Source organism: Mesorhizobium sp. M7A.F.Ca.MR.245.00.0.0, assembly GCF_003997415.1.
GTDB lineage: Bacteria > Pseudomonadota > Alphaproteobacteria > Rhizobiales > Rhizobiaceae > Mesorhizobium.
On the sequence record NZ_RZTE01000005.1, the window covers coordinates 167,623 to 186,875 of the forward strand.

Annotated in this window: 17 protein-coding genes; 7 read left to right on the top strand and 10 right to left on the bottom strand. The window is 63.3% G+C overall.

The window, feature by feature from the left end; all coding sequences use genetic code 11:
- Positions 1-3: 3 nt before the first annotated feature.
- The 5 genes from lpxD to lpxB are packed head-to-tail and all read left to right on the top strand — an operon-like array spanning position 4 to position 4,429.
- Positions 4-1,062 carry a UDP-3-O-(3-hydroxymyristoyl)glucosamine N-acyltransferase gene (gene lpxD, locus EOB80_RS08770; protein WP_027036658.1) on the top strand — a complete coding sequence of 353 codons (1,059 nt, stop codon included), beginning with the start codon at positions 4-6 and terminating at the stop codon, positions 1,060-1,062.
- On the top strand, positions 1,055-1,522 hold the full coding sequence (gene fabZ, locus EOB80_RS08775) for a 3-hydroxyacyl-ACP dehydratase FabZ (protein ID WP_127327354.1): 468 nt from the start codon (positions 1,055-1,057) through the stop codon (positions 1,520-1,522). Before lpxD ends, fabZ begins: the two co-directional genes overlap by 8 nt.
- A 13-nt stretch (positions 1,523-1,535) precedes the next feature.
- A complete protein-coding gene (lpxA, locus tag EOB80_RS08780) occupies positions 1,536-2,369 on the top strand; it encodes an acyl-ACP--UDP-N-acetylglucosamine O-acyltransferase (RefSeq protein ID WP_127327355.1) in 834 nt (277 codons plus the stop codon).
- Positions 2,356-3,258 carry an LpxI family protein gene (locus EOB80_RS08785; RefSeq protein WP_245466297.1) on the top strand — a complete coding sequence of 301 codons (903 nt, stop codon included), beginning with the start codon at positions 2,356-2,358 and terminating at the stop codon, positions 3,256-3,258. The genes lpxA and EOB80_RS08785 overlap by 14 nt, the downstream gene beginning before the upstream one ends.
- A complete protein-coding gene (gene lpxB, locus EOB80_RS08790; protein ID WP_127322268.1) occupies positions 3,251-4,429 on the top strand; it encodes a lipid-A-disaccharide synthase in 1,179 nt (392 codons plus the stop codon). Before EOB80_RS08785 ends, lpxB begins: the two co-directional genes overlap by 8 nt.
- A 54-nt stretch (positions 4,430-4,483) precedes the next feature.
- On the opposite strand, the gene gltA is transcribed toward lpxB, so the two are convergent.
- Positions 4,484-5,812, bottom strand: coding sequence for a citrate synthase (gene gltA / locus EOB80_RS08795; protein WP_127327357.1), 1,329 nt, complete (start codon positions 5,810-5,812; stop codon positions 4,484-4,486).
- A 183-nt stretch (positions 5,813-5,995) separates the two neighbouring features.
- The gene (gltX, locus tag EOB80_RS08800) at positions 5,996-7,420 is read right to left on the bottom strand and encodes a glutamate--tRNA ligase (RefSeq protein ID WP_127327358.1); all 1,425 of its coding nucleotides are present in this window, start codon (positions 7,418-7,420) and stop codon (positions 5,996-5,998) included.
- A gap of 102 nt (positions 7,421-7,522) precedes the next feature.
- Here gltX and EOB80_RS08805 point away from each other — a divergent pair, with 102 nt between their 5' ends.
- On the top strand, positions 7,523-9,985 hold the full coding sequence (locus tag EOB80_RS08805) for a ComEC/Rec2 family competence protein (protein WP_127327359.1): 2,463 nt from the start codon (positions 7,523-7,525) through the stop codon (positions 9,983-9,985).
- On the opposite strand, the gene lexA is transcribed toward EOB80_RS08805, so the two are convergent.
- The 4 genes from lexA to EOB80_RS08825 all read right to left on the bottom strand — a co-directional run bounded on the left by lexA (position 9,979) and on the right by EOB80_RS08825 (position 14,907).
- The gene (gene lexA / locus EOB80_RS08810) at positions 9,979-10,719 is read right to left on the bottom strand and encodes a transcriptional repressor LexA (protein ID WP_127327360.1); all 741 of its coding nucleotides are present in this window, start codon (positions 10,717-10,719) and stop codon (positions 9,979-9,981) included. The two genes, EOB80_RS08805 and lexA, sit on opposite strands and share 7 nt — an antisense overlap.
- 410 nt (positions 10,720-11,129) lie before the next feature.
- Positions 11,130-12,377 (bottom strand): kynureninase, encoded by a 1,248-nt coding sequence (gene kynU / locus EOB80_RS08815; protein WP_127327361.1) that lies wholly within the window; start codon positions 12,375-12,377, stop codon positions 11,130-11,132.
- A 71-nt stretch (positions 12,378-12,448) separates the two neighbouring features.
- Positions 12,449-13,285: a tryptophan 2,3-dioxygenase gene (gene kynA, locus EOB80_RS08820; protein ID WP_127327362.1), complete on the bottom strand. Its 837-nt coding sequence runs from the start codon at positions 13,283-13,285 to the stop codon at positions 12,449-12,451.
- Positions 13,282-14,907, bottom strand: a complete 1,626-nt coding sequence (locus EOB80_RS08825; RefSeq protein ID WP_127327363.1) for an AMP-binding protein — start codon at positions 14,905-14,907, stop codon at positions 13,282-13,284. The genes kynA and EOB80_RS08825 overlap by 4 nt, the downstream gene beginning before the upstream one ends.
- Before the next feature lie 312 nt (positions 14,908-15,219).
- On the opposite strand from EOB80_RS08825, the gene EOB80_RS08830 reads away from it, so the two are divergent.
- On the top strand, positions 15,220-16,050 hold the full coding sequence (locus EOB80_RS08830; RefSeq protein WP_127327364.1) for an alpha/beta hydrolase: 831 nt from the start codon (positions 15,220-15,222) through the stop codon (positions 16,048-16,050).
- A 49-nt stretch (positions 16,051-16,099) separates the two neighbouring features.
- On the opposite strand, the gene glp is transcribed toward EOB80_RS08830, so the two are convergent.
- From glp to trpD, 4 genes are all read right to left on the bottom strand, one after another.
- Positions 16,100-17,305, bottom strand: a complete 1,206-nt coding sequence (gene glp, locus EOB80_RS08835) for a gephyrin-like molybdotransferase Glp (RefSeq protein ID WP_127327365.1) — start codon at positions 17,303-17,305, stop codon at positions 16,100-16,102.
- Positions 17,305-17,787, bottom strand: coding sequence for a cyclic pyranopterin monophosphate synthase MoaC (gene moaC / locus EOB80_RS08840; RefSeq protein ID WP_127271357.1), 483 nt, complete (start codon positions 17,785-17,787; stop codon positions 17,305-17,307). Before moaC ends, glp begins: the two co-directional genes overlap by 1 nt.
- 2 nt (positions 17,788-17,789) lie before the next feature.
- Positions 17,790-18,602, bottom strand: coding sequence for an indole-3-glycerol phosphate synthase TrpC (trpC, locus tag EOB80_RS08845; protein ID WP_127327366.1), 813 nt, complete (start codon positions 18,600-18,602; stop codon positions 17,790-17,792).
- A 10-nt stretch (positions 18,603-18,612) separates the two neighbouring features.
- A partial coding sequence (gene trpD, locus EOB80_RS35140) for an anthranilate phosphoribosyltransferase (protein WP_245466298.1) occupies positions 18,613-19,253 on the bottom strand: 641 nt, incomplete at its 5' end.

Sequence of the window (19,253 nt, forward strand, 5' to 3'; positions counted from 1 at the left end):
GGAATGACCGATCCGGTGTTCTTCGCGCCATCACGCCGGTATACGGCGGGCGAAGTCGCGAATCTGACCGGCTCGGTGCTCGTCGATTCCGGCCACTCCGATATTTCGATCGAAGCACTCGCGCCTGCCAGCGAGGGCGGCGAGAATGCGCTCGTCTTTGTCGACGGCAAGCGTAATTCCGCGCTGATGCCGTCGTTGCGGGCAGCCGCGGTCCTGTGCCCGGCGGAATTTGCCGGCAAGGCGCCGGCAAGCGTTGCCGTTCTCATTCATCCGCGTCCACAACAGGCCTTCGCGCTGATCGGGCGTCTGCTGTTTCCGAGGGCGGCGACACCAGGGCCAATGACCAGCGAAACCGGCGTCTCGCCGCACGCTCACGTCGATGCGACCGCGCATGTCGAAGCCGGTGCCGTCATTGAGGCCGGCGCGGTGATCGGGCCAGGCGCTTCGATCGGCAGCGGCACTGTCATCGCCCCGAATGCGGTGATTGGACAATCCTGCCAGATCGGCCGCGACGGCTATGTCGGTCCGGGCGCCAGCATCCAGTATGCCTTGATCGGCAATCGCGTCATCATTCATGGCGGCGCCAGGATAGGCCAGGATGGTTTTGGGTTCGTCGGCGGGGCCAAGGGGCCTGAGCGCGTGCCGCAGATCGGCCGTGTCGTTATCCAGGACGACGTCGAGATCGGCTCCAACACCACCGTCGATCGCGGCGCCATGTCCGATACGATCATCGGCCAGGGCACCAAGATCGACAATCTCGTGCAGATCGCCCATAACGTCCGCATCGGCCGCAATTGCATAATAGCCGGGCTTTCGGGTATTTCGGGTTCCGTGGTGGTGGGTGACAATGTCACCATGGGCGGCGGCGTCGGGCTTGCGGATCACCTGACCATTGGGACAGGGGCCAAGCTTGCCGCCAGAAGTGGATTTATGAGCAATGTCCCTGCAGGCGAGATCTGGGGCGGCTATCCGGCACAGCCGATGGCGGAAGCCATGCGGGAGATAGCCATGCTGCGCAAGCTCGCCAGGACCCGCAAACAGGGCGAGGGAGGCAATGGCTGACATGATCGCGTCGACGACGCTGGAGGCGGTCGACATTATGGGGCTGATGAAGCTCCTGCCGCACCGCTATCCGTTCCTGATGATCGATCGTATCGTCGACATCGATGGCGACGAATCCGCCATCGGCATCAAGAACGTGACCATAAACGAGCCGCATTTTCAGGGCCATTTCCCCGAGCAGCCGGTCATGCCGGGTGTGCTCATCGTCGAGGCGATGGCGCAGACGGCCGGCGCCATCTGTATCCGCAGCCTGGGTACCGAAAAGCCGTCGCTGGTCTATTTCCTGACCATCGACAACGCCAAATTCCGCAAACCGGTGGTTCCCGGCGACCAGTTGAAGATCCATGTCAAGAAAATCAAGAAACGCGGCAACCTGCTCAAATTCGCTTGTGAAGCCATGGTCGACGGCGCCAAGGCGGCCGAGGCCGAGATTTCAGCCATGATGGTCACCAGCGACTGACGATCGAGTGCTTATGAAAATCAAGACATCCATTCATGCTTCCTCCATTGTCGAGGAAGGCGCCCAAATCGGCCAAGGTGCACGCATCGGGCCGTTCTGCCATGTCGGTGCCGATGTGGTGATCGGCGACGACGTCGAACTGGTCAGTCATGTCTCGGTGATGGGCGCGACGTCGATCGGCGCCTCGACCAAGGTCTATCCGATGGCGACATTGGGCGCACCGCCGCAGAACACCAAGCACAAGGGCGGTCGCACCACCTTGGTCATCGGCAGGAACTGCACGATCCGCGAAGGCGTGACCATGCATCTCGGCACCGATTCCAGCCGCGGCGAGACGACGGTCGGCGACAATGGCAATTTCCTTGCCTACGCCCATATCGCCCATGATTGCGTCGTCGGCAACAATGCGACGTTCGCCAATGGCGCAACGCTGGGCGGCCACTGCGAGGTCGGCAACAATGTCTATATCGGCGGCCTGACCGCAGTGCATCAGTTTGTCCGCATTGGCGACAACGCCTTTCTCGGCGGCTGCTCCGCGATCGTCGGCGATGTCATTCCCTTTGCCATCGCGGTCGGTAACCGCGCCAGCCTGCGCGGTCTCAACATCATCGGCCTCAAGCGCTCCGGCCTGCCGAGGTCCGAAATCCTTCTGTTGCGCAAGGCTTACAGGATGATCTTCGATCGTTCCCGCACCGTTGGCGAGAACATCGAATTCGCCAAGGCGGAGTTCGCGTCGTCGCCGACCGCCATGAAGATCATCGATTTCATCACCAGTCGCGGCAAGCGGCATTATGCTGTGCCGTCGCTCAAGGGCGGCGATGGCGACGATGTCGATGACGAAGACTGAGACAGCGGCTGCGCGTCTTGATCTTCCGCCGGGCTCCAGGGTCGGCATCATTGCCGGCGGCGGCAGTCTGCCGGTCGAAGTCGCGGCCGGTTCGGCTGAACAAGGTTATCCGCCCTTCGTCATCCTGATGGAAGGCGAGGTCGACCGCATCGCGGAACTCTCCCGATACGATCACGAAAACCTCGCTCTGGAAGGTATAGGCTCGCTCGTCCCTTTGCTGCGGCGGCACCGGATCACCCATCTGGTGCTTGCAGGCGAGATCAAGCGCCGGCCGCGATTGCTTGCGCTGCGCCCCAGTCTCAGCCTGCTCGCGGTGATTCCTTTGGTCGTCATGGCGCTCGCGCGTGGCGACGATGGTCTTCTAAAGGTCTTGGCACGAGGCCTCGAAGCGCGCGGAGTAAAGGTCGTTGGCGCCCACGAAGTAGTGCCGAATCTTGTCGCCGCCGAAGGCGTGCTGACCAAGGCCGAACCGCGAAAATTGGACTGGCGCGATATTGAGGCAGGCCTTGCGGCAGCAAAGGCCATCGGGGCGCTGGATGTCGGCCAAGCGGCGATCGCGGTTGGCGGCCGGGCAATCGCGCTGGAAGGCATCGAAGGAACAGCCGGCCTGCTTGATCGTGCGAAGCTGCTGCGCGGCCACGGCCGTATTGCGGGCAAGACCCGCGGCGTCCTCGTCAAGTGCGCCAAGCCCGGTCAGGAACTGCGCGCCGATCTTCCATCCATCGGTCCGCAGACGGTCGAGGCAGCGCACGCGGCCGGACTCGCCGGCATTGCCGTCGAGGCGGGACGGTCGCTGATCCTCGAAGGTCCTGAAACCATCGCGCGCGCCAATGCACTCGGCCTGTTCGTCCTTGGCCTGCGTGCCGCCACGGAGCCGCGCAATGGCTGACAGGGCATTGAAGATCGCAATCGTTGCCGGAGAGGAGTCCGGCGACCTGCTCGGTGCCGACATAGTGCGCTCGCTCAGCCAGGCTGTGGGGCGCGAGGTGCAACTCGTCGGCCTCGGCGGCCGTCATTTGCAGGCGCTGGGACTGGTCTCGCCATTCGATGCCGGCGAGATCGCCCTCATGGGGTTCAGCGCCGTTCTACGCGACCTGCCGCGCCTGATGCGGCGGATCAGCCAACTGGCCAAGACCGTTGCCGACGAAAAGCCGGACTGCATGGTCACCATCGACAGTCCGGACTTTTCGTTGCGCGTCGCCAAAAAGGTGCGTGCGGCCAACCCGTCGATTCCGATCATCCACTATGTCTGCCCGAGCGTGTGGGCGTGGCGGCCGGGCAGGGCGGTGGCGATGAAGCCCTATGTCGACCACATCCTCTGCATCCTGCCTTTCGAGGTCAAGGAGCTCGAGCGGCTCGGCGGGCCACCAGGCACCTATGTCGGGCATCGCCTGACCCACGATGCGGGTTTGCTGGCCGCAGCCAAGGCGCAGGAACTACCGCGCGACCTTTCTCCTGATCGCGTCAAAACCCTGCTCGTCCTGCCCGGTTCGCGGCGTGGCGAGGTACGGCGGCTGCTCGACCCGTTCGGCGAGACGGTGTCGATTCTGCGTGCGCGTGGCCACCGCCTGCGGCTGCTGCTGCCGACCGTTCCGCATGTCGCCGACCTCGTCAAATCCTCCGTCAACCGCTGGGATGAAAAGCCTGAGATCATCGTCGATCCCCAGCGCAAATGGCAGGCTTTCGGCAAAGCCGATGCGGCGCTGATCGCGTCCGGGACGGTATCGCTGGAACTGGCGCTGGCCGGCGTGCCGATGATTTCCTGCTATAGGCTCGACCCGGTCGCGCGCGTCTTGGCGCCGCACCTCGTTTCCGTCTGGTCGGCGCTGCTGCCCAATCTGATATCGGATCGAGCGCTTATTCCGGAATTCTACGACGGCTACATCAAGCCGAACAATCTGGCCCGGCAATTGGAAGCCCTGTTCGCCGACAGCGGCATGCGCGCCTGGCAGAAGAATGGATTTGCAGAGATCATGCGGCGCATGGCGACGGACAGACCGTCCGGCGAGATCGCCGCGCAGGTGGTGATGCGGTATATCAAGAGAGGGAATAGTCAGTAGGGAGTAGGGAAGTTGACCGTGCCTACTGCCTACTGCCCGATCCCTACTCCCAGTTCACCGCTTGGCGATCGGCACGTAGTCACGCTCGGGTGCGCCGGTATAGAGCTGGCGCGGGCGGCCGATCTTCTGGCGCGGATCCTCGATCATCTCTTTCCACTGTGCGATCCAGCCGACGGTGCGGGCGACCGCGAACAGCACGGTGAACATGGTGGTGGGGAAACCCAGCGCCTTCAGCGTAATGCCGGAATAGAAGTCGACATTCGGGTAGAGCTTCTTCTCGATGAAATAGGGATCGGTCAGCGCGATCTTTTCCAGTTCCATGGCGATGTCGAGCAGCGGATCGTCCTTGATGCCGAGCTCGCCCAGAACCTCATGCGCCGTCTTCTGCATGATCTTGGCGCGCGGATCGTAGTTCTTGTAGACGCGGTGGCCAAAGCCCATCAAGCGGAACGGGTCGTTCTTGTCCTTGGCGCGAGCGATGAACTCGGGGATGTGATCGACATGGCCGATCTCGCCAAGCATGTTGAGCGCCGCTTCATTGGCGCCGCCATGCGCAGGCCCCCACAGGCAGGCGATGCCGGCGGCGATGCACGCGAACGGGTTGGCGCCCGACGAGCCGGCGAGACGAACGGTCGAGGTCGAGGCGTTCTGCTCGTGATCGGCGTGCAGAATGAAGATGCGCTCCATGGCGCGCGCCAGCACCGGGTTGATCTTGTATTCCTCGCACGGCACGGCAAAGCACATGTGCAGGAAGTTGGCGGCGAAGTTCAGTTCGTTCTTCGGGTAAATGAACGGCTGGCCGATGTGGTATTTGTAGGCCATCGCCGCGATCGTTGGCATCTTGGCGATCAGCCGCATGGAGGCAACCATGCGCTGGTAGGGGTCGGAGATGTCGGTGGAGTCGTGGTAGAAGGCCGACAGCGCGCCGACCACGCCGCACATCACCGCCATCGGGTGCGCGTCGCGGCGGAAGCCGGTGAAAAAGCGCGACATCTGCTCATGCACCATGGTGTGGCGCGTCACGCGGTAGTCGAAGTCGTCCTTCTGCGCCTTGGTCGGCAATTCACCGTAGAGCAGGAGATAGCAGACCTCGAGGAAGTCGCCATGTTCGGCCAACTGGTCGATCGGATAGCCGCGATGGAGGAGGATGCCGGCGTCGCCGTCGATGAAGGTGATTTCGGACTCGCAGCTTGCCGTCGAGGTGAAGCCCGGATCGTAAGTGAAGGCGCCGGTGGTTGAGTAGAGCGAGGCGATGTCGATGACATCAGGCCCGACCGAACCACTTCGCACCTTGAATTCATGGGTCTTGCCGGCGAATGCAAGCGTTGCCGTGGCCTCCTGGATCTTGCCGCCCAAATCCATTTTTTTCGCAGCTTCGGTCATTGCAAACTCCTTCTTGTTTCCTCATGCCGGCAAAGGCAAAATTCTGCAGAGCGACACGTCGAAAAATCACCGCAATGCGCGTATTCGCCACCGCATTTCAGGAGGTGCGTGCCAGATTGGGCCAAGGCCTAATGTTGCACTGCGAAACCCGCCTTTCAATGCCAATCTTGGGCCAGTTTGCTCCTAATCGATTTGATCTGAGATGCGCGCCAGGCTTTCCTCGCGGCCGAGCACGGCGAGCACATCGAACACGCCCGGCGAGGTGCTTTTGCCGGTCAACGCAGCGCGCAAAGGCTGGGCCACCGCGCCGAGCTTGTGACTGCCGGCCGCTGCCACCTCGCGTATCGCCGCCTCCGCCGAGGCGGCTGTCCAGTCACTCGCAAGCCTGTTCAAAGCTTCGTGAGCACTGCGCAGGATCTTGCGGGCATCGTCGGTAAGCAGAAGGGCCGCCTTGTCGTCGATCGGCAGGGGGCGCGTGGCGAACAGGAAGGCCGCGCCATCGACGAGCTCGACCAGCGTCTTGGCGCGCTCCTTCAGGCCCGGAAGCGCTGCCAGCAACTGCGCCTTGGTGCTGTCGTTCAGGCGCGCGGCGATCGCCGGGCCGCCTTCGAGATAGGGCAGGGTAGCGATGAAGATGTCGAACAGTTGGGCATCGCTCATGCGGCGCATATGCGCGCCGTTGATCGCCTCCAGCTTGGCGAAGTCGAAGCGCGCCGCGCCCTTGTTGACATCGCCGATATCGAACCAGGAAATCATATCCTTGATCGACATGATCTCGTCGTCGCCATGGCTCCAGCCAAGGCGCGCCAGGTAATTGAGCAGCGCCTCCGGCAGGTAGCCCATGGCGCGATAGGCCTCGACGCCAAGCGCGCCGTGCCGCTTCGACAGCTTGGCGCCATCGGCGCCGTGGATCAGCGGGATATGCGACATGGACGGCACGTTCCAGCCCATGGCGTTGTAGATCACGGTCTGGCGAGCGGCGTTGGTCAGATGATCGTCGCCGCGAATGATATGGGTGACTCCCATATCATGATCATCGACGACGACGGCATGCATGTAAGTGGGATTGCCGTCAGAACGCAGGATGATGAAGTCATCGAGATCCTTGTTGGGAAAGCGCACCTCGCCCTGGACACGGTCATGGACGATGGTCTCGCCGTCGGTCGGCGCCTTGATACGAATGGCGCCCTTGACGCCTGCGGGCGCCTCAGAGGGGTCGCGGTCGCGCCAGCGGCCGTCATAGCGGGGCGGCAGCCCCTTGGCTCTGGCGGCCTCGCGCATGGCCTCCAGTTCGGCCGGCGTGGCATAGCAATAATAGGCCTTGCCCATGCGCACGAGCTCCTCAGCCACCTCGCGGTGGCGCGGAGCACGCTCGAACTGCGACACCGGCTCGCCGTCCCAGCTCAGGCCAAGCCAGGAAAGCCCGTCGAGGATGGCAGCCGTCGCGGCTTCATTGGAGCGTTCGCGGTCGGTGTCCTCGATGCGCAGCAGCATCGTGCCGCCAGTGTGCTTCGCATACAGCCAGTTGAACAGCGCCGTGCGCGCGCCGCCTATGTGCAGATAGCCGGTGGGCGAAGGGGCAAAACGGGTGACGACCTTGTCGGACATGGAACTCTCGGAAACCATCTGAAGCGGGGTGCGGTTGCGCGGGCTTTCGCGCGCCCGGCGTTCATGTAGCATAGGGTGTCGAGGGCGCAAGGGGCAGACCCGATGGCTGGACGAGGCTGGGGCTCGGATCAGGGCGAGGACGCTGCCATCGGCGTCAGCGAACGGTCCCTGTTTGCGCCTCGGCCAGCCCCATTGCCGCCGCCATCGCCCCTTGTGCCGGATCCCGGCAAGGCGCCCTTGCAAGCGGATGTCGCCGCCTCTGTTCCTGTTGCCGAAACCGGCAGGATCGTTCGCGTGCGCCGGCAAATCAGCCTGACATCACTGCCTCGCCTGCGCCACAGCGTGAACACGGCGGCGAGCCTGGAACTCGACCGGGGCGTGGCCTTCCTGCTGGTGCCGGTCTGCCTGGCGATCGGAGCGATCGGCTATTTTTCGCTGACGGCTGAACCCGACTTTGCGAGACCTGTCGCGGTTGTCATCTTGACGGGGATCTGTGCGCTGGTCTCGCGCTCATGGCCAAAGACCCATCTGTGTTTCATGGCGGCGCTTTTGTGCGCCCTAGGACTGCTTGCTGCCAAGGTCGAGACGTGGCGTGCGGGCACACAAATGTTGGGCTCGGAAATCTCGACGCAGGTGACCGGCCGCGTCGTCTCGCTCGACCGGATGGAAACTGGCCGTATCCGGCTGACCATCGACGTGACGTCGACCGCAAGACCGAAACTGCGCTATGCGCCGGAACGGGTGCGGCTTTCGGCACGCAAGATCCCGGCTGACGTGACCGCAGGCTCCCTCATCACTGGATATGCCAAGCTTTTGCCGCCGACCGGGCCGGTGCGGCCGGACAGCTATGATTTCTCCTTCGACAGCTATTTTGCCGGCATCGGCGGCAGCGGGTTCTTTCTCGGCAACCCCAAGCTTGTCGTCAGCGATGATGGCGACATGCCGCTGCCGGCCCGAATTTCCTCTAGCGTGGAAAATGCCCGCGAGGCCATCGCCGACCATATCAGGGCGAGCGTCGGCGGCGCCGAAGGCGAGATCGCCGCGGCGCTGATCGTCGGCGTGCGCGCCGGCATTCCCGATGACATCAATGAGGCGATGCGACGTACCGGCATCTACCACATCATCTCGATTTCGGGACTGCACATGGGGCTGGTCGCAGGCACCATCATGGGCTTGCTGCGCGGCGCCTTCGCCTTGTTTCCCGACTTTTCCGCGCGTCGCCCGGTCAAGAAGTATGCCGCCGTCGCCGCACTGTTCTCGATCGCGGCCTATCTCATCATCTCTGGAGTCGTCGTTGCCGCCGAGCGCAGCTTCATCATGCTGGCGGTGATGCTGATTGCCGTGCTGTTCGATCGAGCAGCACTCACCATGCGCAATCTGGCGATCTCGGCGATCGCCGTCATCGTGGTGTCGCCGCATGAGGTGGTCGGCCCGAGTTTTCAGATGTCGTTCGCCGCGACCGCGGCTCTGGTCGGCGCCTATGCCGGCTGGGCCGATCACCGCGCGGGAAAAGCAAGACCGCCGCCCCCAAAGCGATCCATGCCCGGTTTCCTGACGCGAAAGTTCGTGCTCGCGGCAACCGGCCTTGCCATGACCTCCATCATCGCCGGCAGCGCCACGACGCTGTTTGCCATCTGGCATTTTCAGCGTGTGTCGCCGCTCAGCCTGTTCGCCAATCTGGCGGTTATGCCGATCGTCACCGTCGTCATGTTCCTGGCTGTCGCAAGCGCGCTGCTGATGCCTTTCGGATTGGATTGGCCGGCCCTCTACCTGATGGGCAAGGGTCTGACGGTGATGATCGCCATATCGGGTTGGATCTCCGAACGTTCGCCTGTCGATGGGGTTGGGCTGATTTCGCAGCAATCTGTCCTGCTGGTGACAATTGCCCTGGTCATCGCGACGATGGCGACAACTTGGCTGCGGCTCGCTGCTCTGCCATTCGCGCTGGCAGGCTTGCTGACCGTCTCGGATACGCGCACGCCGGATGTGCTGATCTCGGAAGACGCCCGGCTGGTGGCGTTGCCGATCGGTGGCGGCGAGCTTGCCGTCAGCCGGGAACGGCCGAACGAATTCACCGTCGACAACTGGAAACGCGCCCTGACATCAGAAACCATCGTCGTGCCAGAGGTGTTCGACAAGAGCGATGGGCAATTCGACGTCGCGGACGCCGTTGAGCTACCGCCGGGATCGCCGTTCTATTGCTCATCAGGCGTTTGCGTGGCCAGGCATATGTCCGGTGCGATCATTGCCTATGTCGACGACCGCAAGGACACCTGGAAAGCCTGCGGCTTCGCCGAGCTGATCGTCATCAATGACGCCACCGCCTATGACGCCTGTCGCAATCCGCTGGTTCTCGTCATCACCAAGCGGCAACTGGCTCGCAAAGGCAGTGCCGCGGTCTTCTTCGATCGCCAATCGGCGACCACACCGGCGACAATCAGCTTCGCGGTGGATAGCCCATATCGGCCCTGGCACACGCATCGCAAATACTCTCGTGAGGCGAGGGGGCTGGCACCCTTCAAGAAACCCGAGAAGCCAGCGGCCAACCCGCAGCCGCCTCAGTAGCGGCGGATGAGGCCGACGAGCTTGCCTTGCACCTTGACCCTGTCTGGGCCGAAGATACGGGTTTCATAGGCCGGATTGGCGGCTTCGAGAGCAATCGAAGCGCCCTTGCGGCGGAACCGCTTCAGCGTCGCTTCCTCTTGATCGACCAGCGCCACGATGATCTCGCCGGGGTTCGCCGTGTCGGCATTGCGGATGATGACGGTGTCGCCGTCGAAGATACCGGCCTCGATCATCGAGTCGCCCTTGACCTCCAGCGCATAGTGGGCGCCGCCCATGATCATGTCCGGCGGCACCGAGATCGAATGCGTCTGATGCTGGATGGCATCGATCGGCACACCGGCGGCGATACGGCCCATCACCGGTATCGACACGGCGGAGACCGCATCGTCATCATTGCCGGGCGAGGGCATCCGCGAAGGCGCCGGCTTGATCTGCCGGCCAAGAGCACCACCCTGACCGAGACTGCCCTGGATGACGCTTGGCGAAAACTTCTTTGCCGCGTTGAGGCCGGGCGCGATCGAGTCCGGCAATCGCAGCACTTCCAGCGCGCGTGCCCGGTTGGGCAACCGGCGAATAAAGCCGCGCTCCTCAAGTGCGGTGATCAGCCGATGAATCCCGGATTTGGAGGCAAGGTCGAGCGCCTCCTTCATCTCGTCGAAGGATGGCGGAATGCCGCTCTCCTTCAGGCGTTCATGGATGAACATCAGCAGTTCATGTTGCTTGCGTGTCAGCATGGCGGCCCCCAGATTACCTGAAACCAGAATCGAAAAACAAACCCAGAACAAACACTATCTGTTCCAGTTGTGTTCTGCAACCGTTTAAAGTTTAATGAATTTATTAAGGCTGCTGAAATTATCTGGCGCTTGCCAGCGGGTCGCAATCGACAGGCGCCAACCACGGCGATGCGCCTGCTCACATTGAAACCATTATGGTTAATGACCTGTGGCTCATACTCGACCCAAGGCTTGGCATCATCTGCCGATCGACCGCCACAAGGGACGCTATCAATCTTCGGGACGTTCGTTTGCCGTGAACGAAACGGAGCCAAAACGCCAACGTCTGTTGGCATTTGTGGCTGGAATTCAGCCCTCCGTCATCTGCCGGGCAGTGAGGGCGGCGACGGCAAATCGCGGAGATCGTTGCGTCAGGTAACGGCTTCCTTGACGGCGAAACGCTGGTCCTTCCATGCGCCCGTGCGCAGAATATCCTCCAGCACCGCAACCGCCAGCCACACATCCTTGTAGCCGACATAGAGCGGCGTGAAGCCGAAACGGATGGTCGATGGCGCGCGAAAATCACCGATGACGCCGCGCTCGATCAGCGCCCGCATGATTTGATAGCCGTGATCGTGAAGGAACGACACCTGGCTGCCGCGCCTGGTCGCGTCGCGGGTGGTCTCCAGCGTGAGGCCATAGGCGCCGCACTTTGCTTCGACGAGCTGGATGAACAGTTCCGTCAGCGCGACGCTCTTTTTTCGCAATGCCGCCATGTCGACGTCGTTCCAGATGGCAAGCGCGCCTTTGAACGCCCGCATCGACAGGACAGGCTGGGTGCCGCACAGAAAGCGGCGGATACCGGTGCCGGCAATATACCCCCGTTCGAAGGCAAAGGGCCGCGCATGGCCCCACCAGCCGCTGAGCGGCTGGCTGATATCGCCGTGATGGCGCTGCGCGGCATAGATGAAGGCCGGTGCGCCCGGACCGCCGTTGAGGTACTTGTAAGTGCAGCCGATGGCGAAATCGGCATTTGCCTGATCGAGCTCGACGGGCAGGGCGCCGGCGGTGTGGCATAGATCCCAGACGATCAGCGCTCCGGCCGCATGAGCCTTGCGCGTCAGCGCCGCCATGTCGCGCAGTTCACCCGATTTGTAGTTGACGTGGTTGACCAGCACCACCGCGACGTTTTCGTCGATCAGCTCTTCGATGGTGGGCGCGTCGACGCCCGCGAGGCGCAGCAGGACGCCGTCCCGTGTCGAGGCCACCCCTTCGGCGATGTACAGGTCGGTGGGGAAACTGTCACCCTCGGCGACGATGACCGACCGGCCCGGCCGCATCTCCAGCGCCGCATGCAGCACCTTGTAGATGTTGGTCGACGTCGTGTCGCAGACGACGGTCTGGCCGGCCGCGGCTCCAATCAGGCGTCCGAGTTGATCGCCGAGTTCGATCGGCATCTCGAACCATCCGGCCGTATTCCAGGCTCGGATGAGGTCCTGGGCCCATTCCTGGGTTGCCGCCTGCTGCAGCTCGCCGAAAACGGCATGAGACGCTGCCCCCAGTGAATTGCCGTCGAGATAGATCACCCCCTCCGGCAGAATGAAACGGTCGCGCATGGCCCGCAGCGGATCTGTGGCATCCATCGCTTCGACTGCGGCGAGATCAGGAAATCCACTCATGGTCAGTCAGTCCCCGGTTGTTCGCGAAGGGTGTTCCGCCGCCGCGCGTCGCTGTTTTCATTTCGACGATGTCAGAGCCGGGTGCGGACCGTCCACAGCTCCGGGAACAGCACCACCTCGAGCATCTTCTTCAGATACGAAGCACCCGACGTGCCGCCGGTGCCGCGTTTCAGACCGATGATGCGCTCAACCGTGGTGACGTGGTTGAAGCGCCAGCGGCGGAAATAATCCTCGAAGTCGACCAGCTTCTCTGCCAGTTCGTAGAACATCCAGTAGCGCTGCGGATCGCGGTAAATGGTTTGCCAGGCGACCAGCACCTCTTCATTCTCGGTTCGCGTCTCACGCCAGTCCGTGCGCCTGGCATCGGCACCGATGTCGAATCCGTTGCGCGCAAGCAGCAGCAGCGCTTCGTCGTAGAGCGATGGTTCGGTCAGGATCGCTTCCAGCTTTCCGCTCAGGTCGGGCCGGTGCTTGTGCGGCCCGAGCATGGCCAGGTTGCGGTTGCCGGCCATGAACTCGATGGCGCGATACTGCCAGGACTGGAAACCCGAGGACTGGCCGAGCGCGTCGCGGAACTCGGTGTATTCGCTCGGCGTCATCGTCCGCAGCACATCCCAGGCATTGTTCAGCTGCTCGAAGATCCGCGCAACGCGCGACAGCATCTTGAAGCTCGGCTCGAGCCGGTCGGCGCGGATGGAACGGATCGCGGCTCCAATCTCGTGTAGAGCGAGCTTCATCCAGAGTTCGGAGGTCTGATGCTGGATGATGAACAGCATCTCGTCATGCGCCGATGACAGCGGCGTCTGGGCCTCCAGCACTTTCTCCAGGTGCAGGTAGTCGCTGTAGGACATGCGCTCTTTGAACGACATCTGGGCGCCTTCGGACGCCGGATCGTACGGTTCGCTCAATTGATTTTCTCCGTGCGCAGCCGGAAGCGCTGGATCTTGCCGGTCTGGGTCTTGGGCAGAGCGGCGATGAATTTTACCGATCGCGGATATTTATAGGGCGCGATCATTGCCTTGACATGGTCCTGCAGGCGCTTGGTGGTGAGGGCGTCGGGCGCGACGCCCTGCGCTAGCACGACATGCGCCTCGACGATCTGGCCGCGTTCGGCGTCCTCGGCGCCAATCACCGCGCATTCGGCGACATCCGGATGCGACAGAAGTGCGGCCTCGACCTCGGGTCCGGCAATGTTGTAGCCGGCGCTGACGATCATGTCGTCGGAGCGGGCGGCGAAATGGAAGAAGCCGTCCTCGTCCTGCGTGAAGGTATCGCCGGTGAGGTTCCAGCCGTCGCGCACGTATTCCTTCTGCCTGTCATCGGCCATGTAGCGGCAGCCGGTCGGTCCGCGCACTGCAAGCCTGCCGGTCGCGCCGCGTGGCACCTCGCGCATCTCGTCATCGACGACGCGCGCCTCGTAGCCGCCCACCGGCTTTCCGGTCGACGCGGGCTTCATGTCGTCAAAACGGTTGGAGATGAAGATGTGCAGCATCTCGGTGGCTCCGATGCCGTCGAGGATCGGCTTGCCGGTCTTTTGCGTCCACTCTTCGAAAACCGGAGCGGGCAAGGTTTCGCCGGCCGAAACGGCGACGCGCAGCGACGACAGGTCGGCACCTTCATCCATGGCCTTCAGCATGGCGCGGTAGGCAGTCGGCGCGGTGAAAGAGATCGTCGCTTTGTAGGTCTCGATGATGTGGATCATGTTGGGTGGCGTCGCCTGCTCCAGCAGCGTCGCCGCCGCACCGAAGCGCAGCGGGAAGATGGCGAGCCCGCCGAGGCCGAAGGTGAAGGCCAGCGGCGGCGAGCCGACGAAGATGTCGTCCGGCGTCACCTCCAGAATTTCGCGGGCGTAGGCGTCGGCGATGATCAGCAGGTCGCGGTGGAAATGCATCGTCGCCTTCGGAACGCCTGTCGTGCCTGAAGTGAAGCCGAGCAACGCGACATCGTCGCGGCCGGTGTCGACGGCGGTGAACGTCACCGGCTTGTCGAGAGCGGCACGATCGAGTTCAGCATCATGGTTGGCGGTGCCGTCGAAACCGATGACCTGCTTGAGGAATGCGCTGTCCTTGGCGCAGGCGGTCATCTCGTCCATCAGCCTGGTGTCGCACAGCGCGACGGTGATCTCCGCCTTGTCGACGATCTTGGCGAGTTCGCCAGCGCGCAGCATCGGCATGGTGTTGACGACCACGGCGCCAACCTTGGTGGCGGCCAGCCAGCAGGCGACCATTGCGGGGTTGTTGGCCGAACGGATCAGCACCCGGTTGCCGGGCTCGACCCCATAATTCTCGACCAGCGCGTGGGCCAGCCTGTTCGTCCAGTCGGACAGTTCCTTGTAGGTGCGGCGGCGGCCATTGCCGATCAGCGCGGTGTGGTCGCCCAGGCCTTTCTCGACCAGCCTGTCGGTCAGTTCTACACCGGCGTTGAGGCGTTCGGGATAGTCGAAGCCGTCGAGCAGGATTTCAGGCCATTGCTCCGGCGGCGGCAGGTGATCGCGCGTGAACGTGTCGATATGCGCTGAAGGCCCAAGCATGTCGCCGCTCTCCTGTCTGCTGGACGGCCAGTGCGCGAGGCGCCTTGGCCGGATGTCGTGGATCCTAAGGTCCTGCTCTGAGGAGGCTTCGTACTGCCCATCGCACCTGCTGAGATGCGCCCAGAAAGGGTGAACATCTGCAGGTTTGGGCAGCACAGCAGACCTCCCATTGTCGGCTGTTCGTGCGGGCAGGATCGCACCAGTCGAAATTTGTTTCAAGCCTAAAATGTTTTTGCCCTGGAGCATTGACGCATGGCGTGGCGGTGGCCATTGCTAGCGGAACAGCGATGCCGTTTTTGGGGAAGGGCGCAGATGTTCGAACGTCACATCGTCGATTGGGATGATGCCTATGCCAACGGTGCGAATATCGCCGGCAGCGACCGATGGCCGGCCGCGTGGGTGGAGCCTGCGCAAGCGTTTCGTGACGCACTCTCGGCGCAGGGCCGGGCACGGCTCGACATCACCTATGGCGATGGGCGACGCAATCGGCTCGATCTCTTCCTCCCCAGCGCCACGCCCAAAGGGTTGGTGGTGTTCATCCATGGCGGTTACTGGAAGGCGTTCGACAAGAGTTTCTGGTCGCATCTCGCCAATGGTGCGGTCAGCAGCGGCTTTGCCGTGGCGATGCCGTCCTACACGCTGTGCCCGGACTTACGCATCGCCGGCATCGTCCAGGAGATCGGCGTGGCGATCGGCAAGGCGGCGGCAATGGTCGACGGGCCGCTGATGCTGACCGGACATTCGGCCGGCGGCCATCTTGCCAGCCGGATGGTGACGACAACCACGCCTCTGGCGGACGATGTGGCGCGGCGCGTGCGCCATGTCGTTTCGATTTCGGGTGTCCACGATCTGCGTCCGATCATGCGCACCGAGATGAACGCGACTCTGGCCATCGACGAAGATGAGGCGCTGGCTGAAAGCCCGGCGCTGCTGCGGCCCATGGATGGTGCCCGCATCACCTGTTGGGCCGGTGGCGGCGAGCGCGCCGAATTCCTGCGCCAGAATGCGCTGCTTGCCAACATCTGGACCGGCCTCGGCGCCACCACCGGCACCGTGGTCGAGCCTGACCGGCATCATTTCAGCATTGTCGACGGCCTTGCCGATCCGGCCCACCCACTGAGCCGCGCCTTGATATCGGGCTAGCACCGAGATCATTTTCCATTTTTTTATTAATGGTTTGTCTTGTTCTGCTTCAGCGCAGCATCAGTACGCTGCAGGCCTCGCCAGCAGCTGCTGCGGGGGCAAACGGCGCCCGCACGATCAGCCCGTTGGCGTCGGCCAGCATTCTCAGCATCGAGGAATCCTGGATACCGAACGGCGTCGCCACCAGCACGCCGTCATCTTCCCTGACCACGGCTCGGACGTAGTCCTGGCGCAAATCATTGGCCGGCATTGCGGCGCCCAACCGTGCCGGACGTATGTCCTGGCGATGATTGCGGCCGCCGAGCCGCGCCAGCAGCGGCTTCAGGAACAACTGCGAGCAGACCAGGCTTGCCACCGGATTGCCGGGCAGGCCGATGCACCTGATATCGCCGAGGCGGCCGAACATCAGCGGCTTGCCGGGGCGCATGGCGATCTTCCAGAAGCCGAGCGTCATGCCTTCGCCGGTCAGCACGTCGTGGATCAGGTCGTGATCGCCGACCGAGGCGCCACCAAGCGTCACGATGACATCCGCACCGGCCGCGACCGCTTTTTGCACCAGTTCGGCGATAGCCTCCTTGCGATCGGCGGCAATGCCGAGATCGAGCGCGCGGGCGCCGACCGAGTGCGCGGTGGCGGCGACGCCATAGGCATTCGATGAGATGATCTGGTCCGGGCCGAGATCACTGCCGGGCGGCAGCAATTCGTCGCCGGTGGCGATGATGGCGACCAGCGGCCGCTTCACCACGCTGACCCGAGGATGGTTGGCTGATGCCACCAACGACAGCGCCGCCGGGTCGAGCAAGCGACCTTTTTCCAGCAGCATGTCGCCTGTTGAAAAATCGAGCCCGATGCGGCGGATATTGCGCCATTGCGCCGTTGGCTCGGTCACTTCGATTTCGCCGCCGCCGAGGTCGCGGACATTCTCCTGGATGACGATGGTGTCGGCGCCTTCGGGCAGCGGCGCGCCGGTGAAGATGCGCACGGCCTGCGTCTGGCCGACCGTGCCGTCGAAGCCACGCCCAGCCGGCGCCATGCCGATCACCGACAGCCTGGATGGGACCGACGTGACGTCGGCGGCGCGCGCTGCATAGCCGTCCATGGCGGAAGCATTGAAAGGCGGCTGGGTGCGAAGTGCCACGACCGGTTCCGCCAGAACACGATCCACAGCCTCGAACAGGGGAACGCTTTCGCCGGCTAGAGGCGCCGCACCATCGAGCAGGCGTTCAAGCGCCTCCGCGATAGGAACCAGCGCCATCAGGCACTCGCCTTGTAGTCACCCGACTTGCCACCGGTCTTTTCGACCAGGCGGATGCCGGTGATGACCATGGCGCGGTCTACTGCTTTGGCCATGTCGTAGATGGTCAGGCAGGCGACCGAAGCGGCGGTCAGCGCTTCCATCTCGACACCCGTCTTGCCGGTGACGCGCGCCAGTGCGGTGACCTTCAGGCCCGGCAAAGCATGGTCGGGCTCGATGTCGACGGAAACCTTGGTCAAAAGCAGCGGGTGGCAGAGCGGGATCAGTTCATGCGTCTTCTTCGCCGCCATGATACCGGCGATGCGCGCAGTGCCGAGCACATCGCCCTTCTTGGCGTTGCCGGCGAGGATCATCTTCAGCGTCTCGGGCTGCATCGCGACAAAGCCTTCGGCGATCGCCGTGCGCGTTGTTTCGTCCTTGTCGCCGACGTCGACCATGTTGGCCTCGCCCTGCGCGCCGAGATGGGTAAGGCCCGATACCATCGTCAGATGGCCTCGGCCAAAGCCTTGCCTGTCAGAAGCAGGCGCGTCGCCGCGGTGACGTCCTGTTGCCGCATCAGGCTCTCGCCGACAAGAAAAGTGCCGATGTCGCTCTTTTGCAGCCTGAGGCAGTCGTCATGCGAGAAAATACCGCTCTCGCTGACCAGCAAGCGGTCGGCCGGAACCATCGTCGCCAGCCGCATGGAAGTGTCGAGGCTGGTCTCGAATGTGCGCAGATTGCGGTTGTTGATGCCGATCAGCCGCGACGACAGTTTTAGCGCGCGCTGCGTCTCGGTCTCGTCGTGCACTTCGACCAGTGCATCCATGCCGAGTTCGAAGGCCGTCGCCTCGAGCTCGCTGGCCAGGACGTCGTCGACACTGGCCATGATGATCAGGATGGCATCCGCGCCCCAGGCGCGGGCTTCGTAGACCTGATACGGATCGAACAGGAAATCCTTGCGCAGCGCCGGCAGCGCGACGGCGGCTCGCGCCCGGGTGAGAAATTCGGGCGCACCCTGGAAGGACGGTGCATCGGTCAGCACCGAAAGACAGGCAGCACCACCCTTGGCATAGGCCTGCGCCAGCGCCGGTGGATCGAAATCGGCACGGATCAGACCCTTGGAAGGGCTCGCCTTCTTGATCTCGGCGATTAGCGCGAAGGCGCCGGATTTGCGCTTCGCTTCCAGTGCGGCAAGAAAGCCGCGCGGTGCGTCGGCGTCTTTTGCCTGGGCCTTGATTTCGGCCAACGGCACGCGTGCCTTTGCTGCCGCGATCTCGTCGCGCTTGTAGGCCTCGATCTTGCGAAGAATGTCAGACACGCTCTATCCGTTATCCGTTCGAAATCTCGACCAGCCTGTCGAGCACTTGCAGGGCACGGCCGCTATCGATGGCTTGCGCCGCCGCCGCGATGCCGCCGCCAAGCGTCGTCGCCTTGCCGGCCACAACCAGTCCTGCACCGGCGTTCATCAGCACGGTGTCGCGATAGGCGCCGGCGGCGCCGCCCAGCATATCGCGCAAGGCCTTGGCGTTGTAGTCCGCATCGCCGCCACGCAATTCGTCCTTGCTGTGGCGCGGCAATCCAACCGCTTCAGGCGTCAGGGTGAAGCTGCGGATCTCGCCGCCGATCAGTTCGGCAACCTGCGTCTCGCCGGTGGTGGTGATCTCGTCATAGCCGTCGCCATGGGCAACCCAGACATGCTCGGCACCCAGCGCCTTCAGCGTCTCGGCAACCGGCAGGATCCATTCCGGCAGGAACACACCGACCAGCTGCCGCTTGACGCCGGCCGGATTGGAGAGCGGCCCGAGCAGGTTGAAGATGGTGCGGGTGCCGAGCTCGACGCGAGTCGGGCCGACATGCTTCATCGCCGGATGGTGCGCAGGCGCGAACATGAAGCCAACGCCTGCCTCGTGGATGCAGCGGCCGATGAATTCGGGCGAGATGTCGATCTTGACGCCGAGCGCAACCAGCA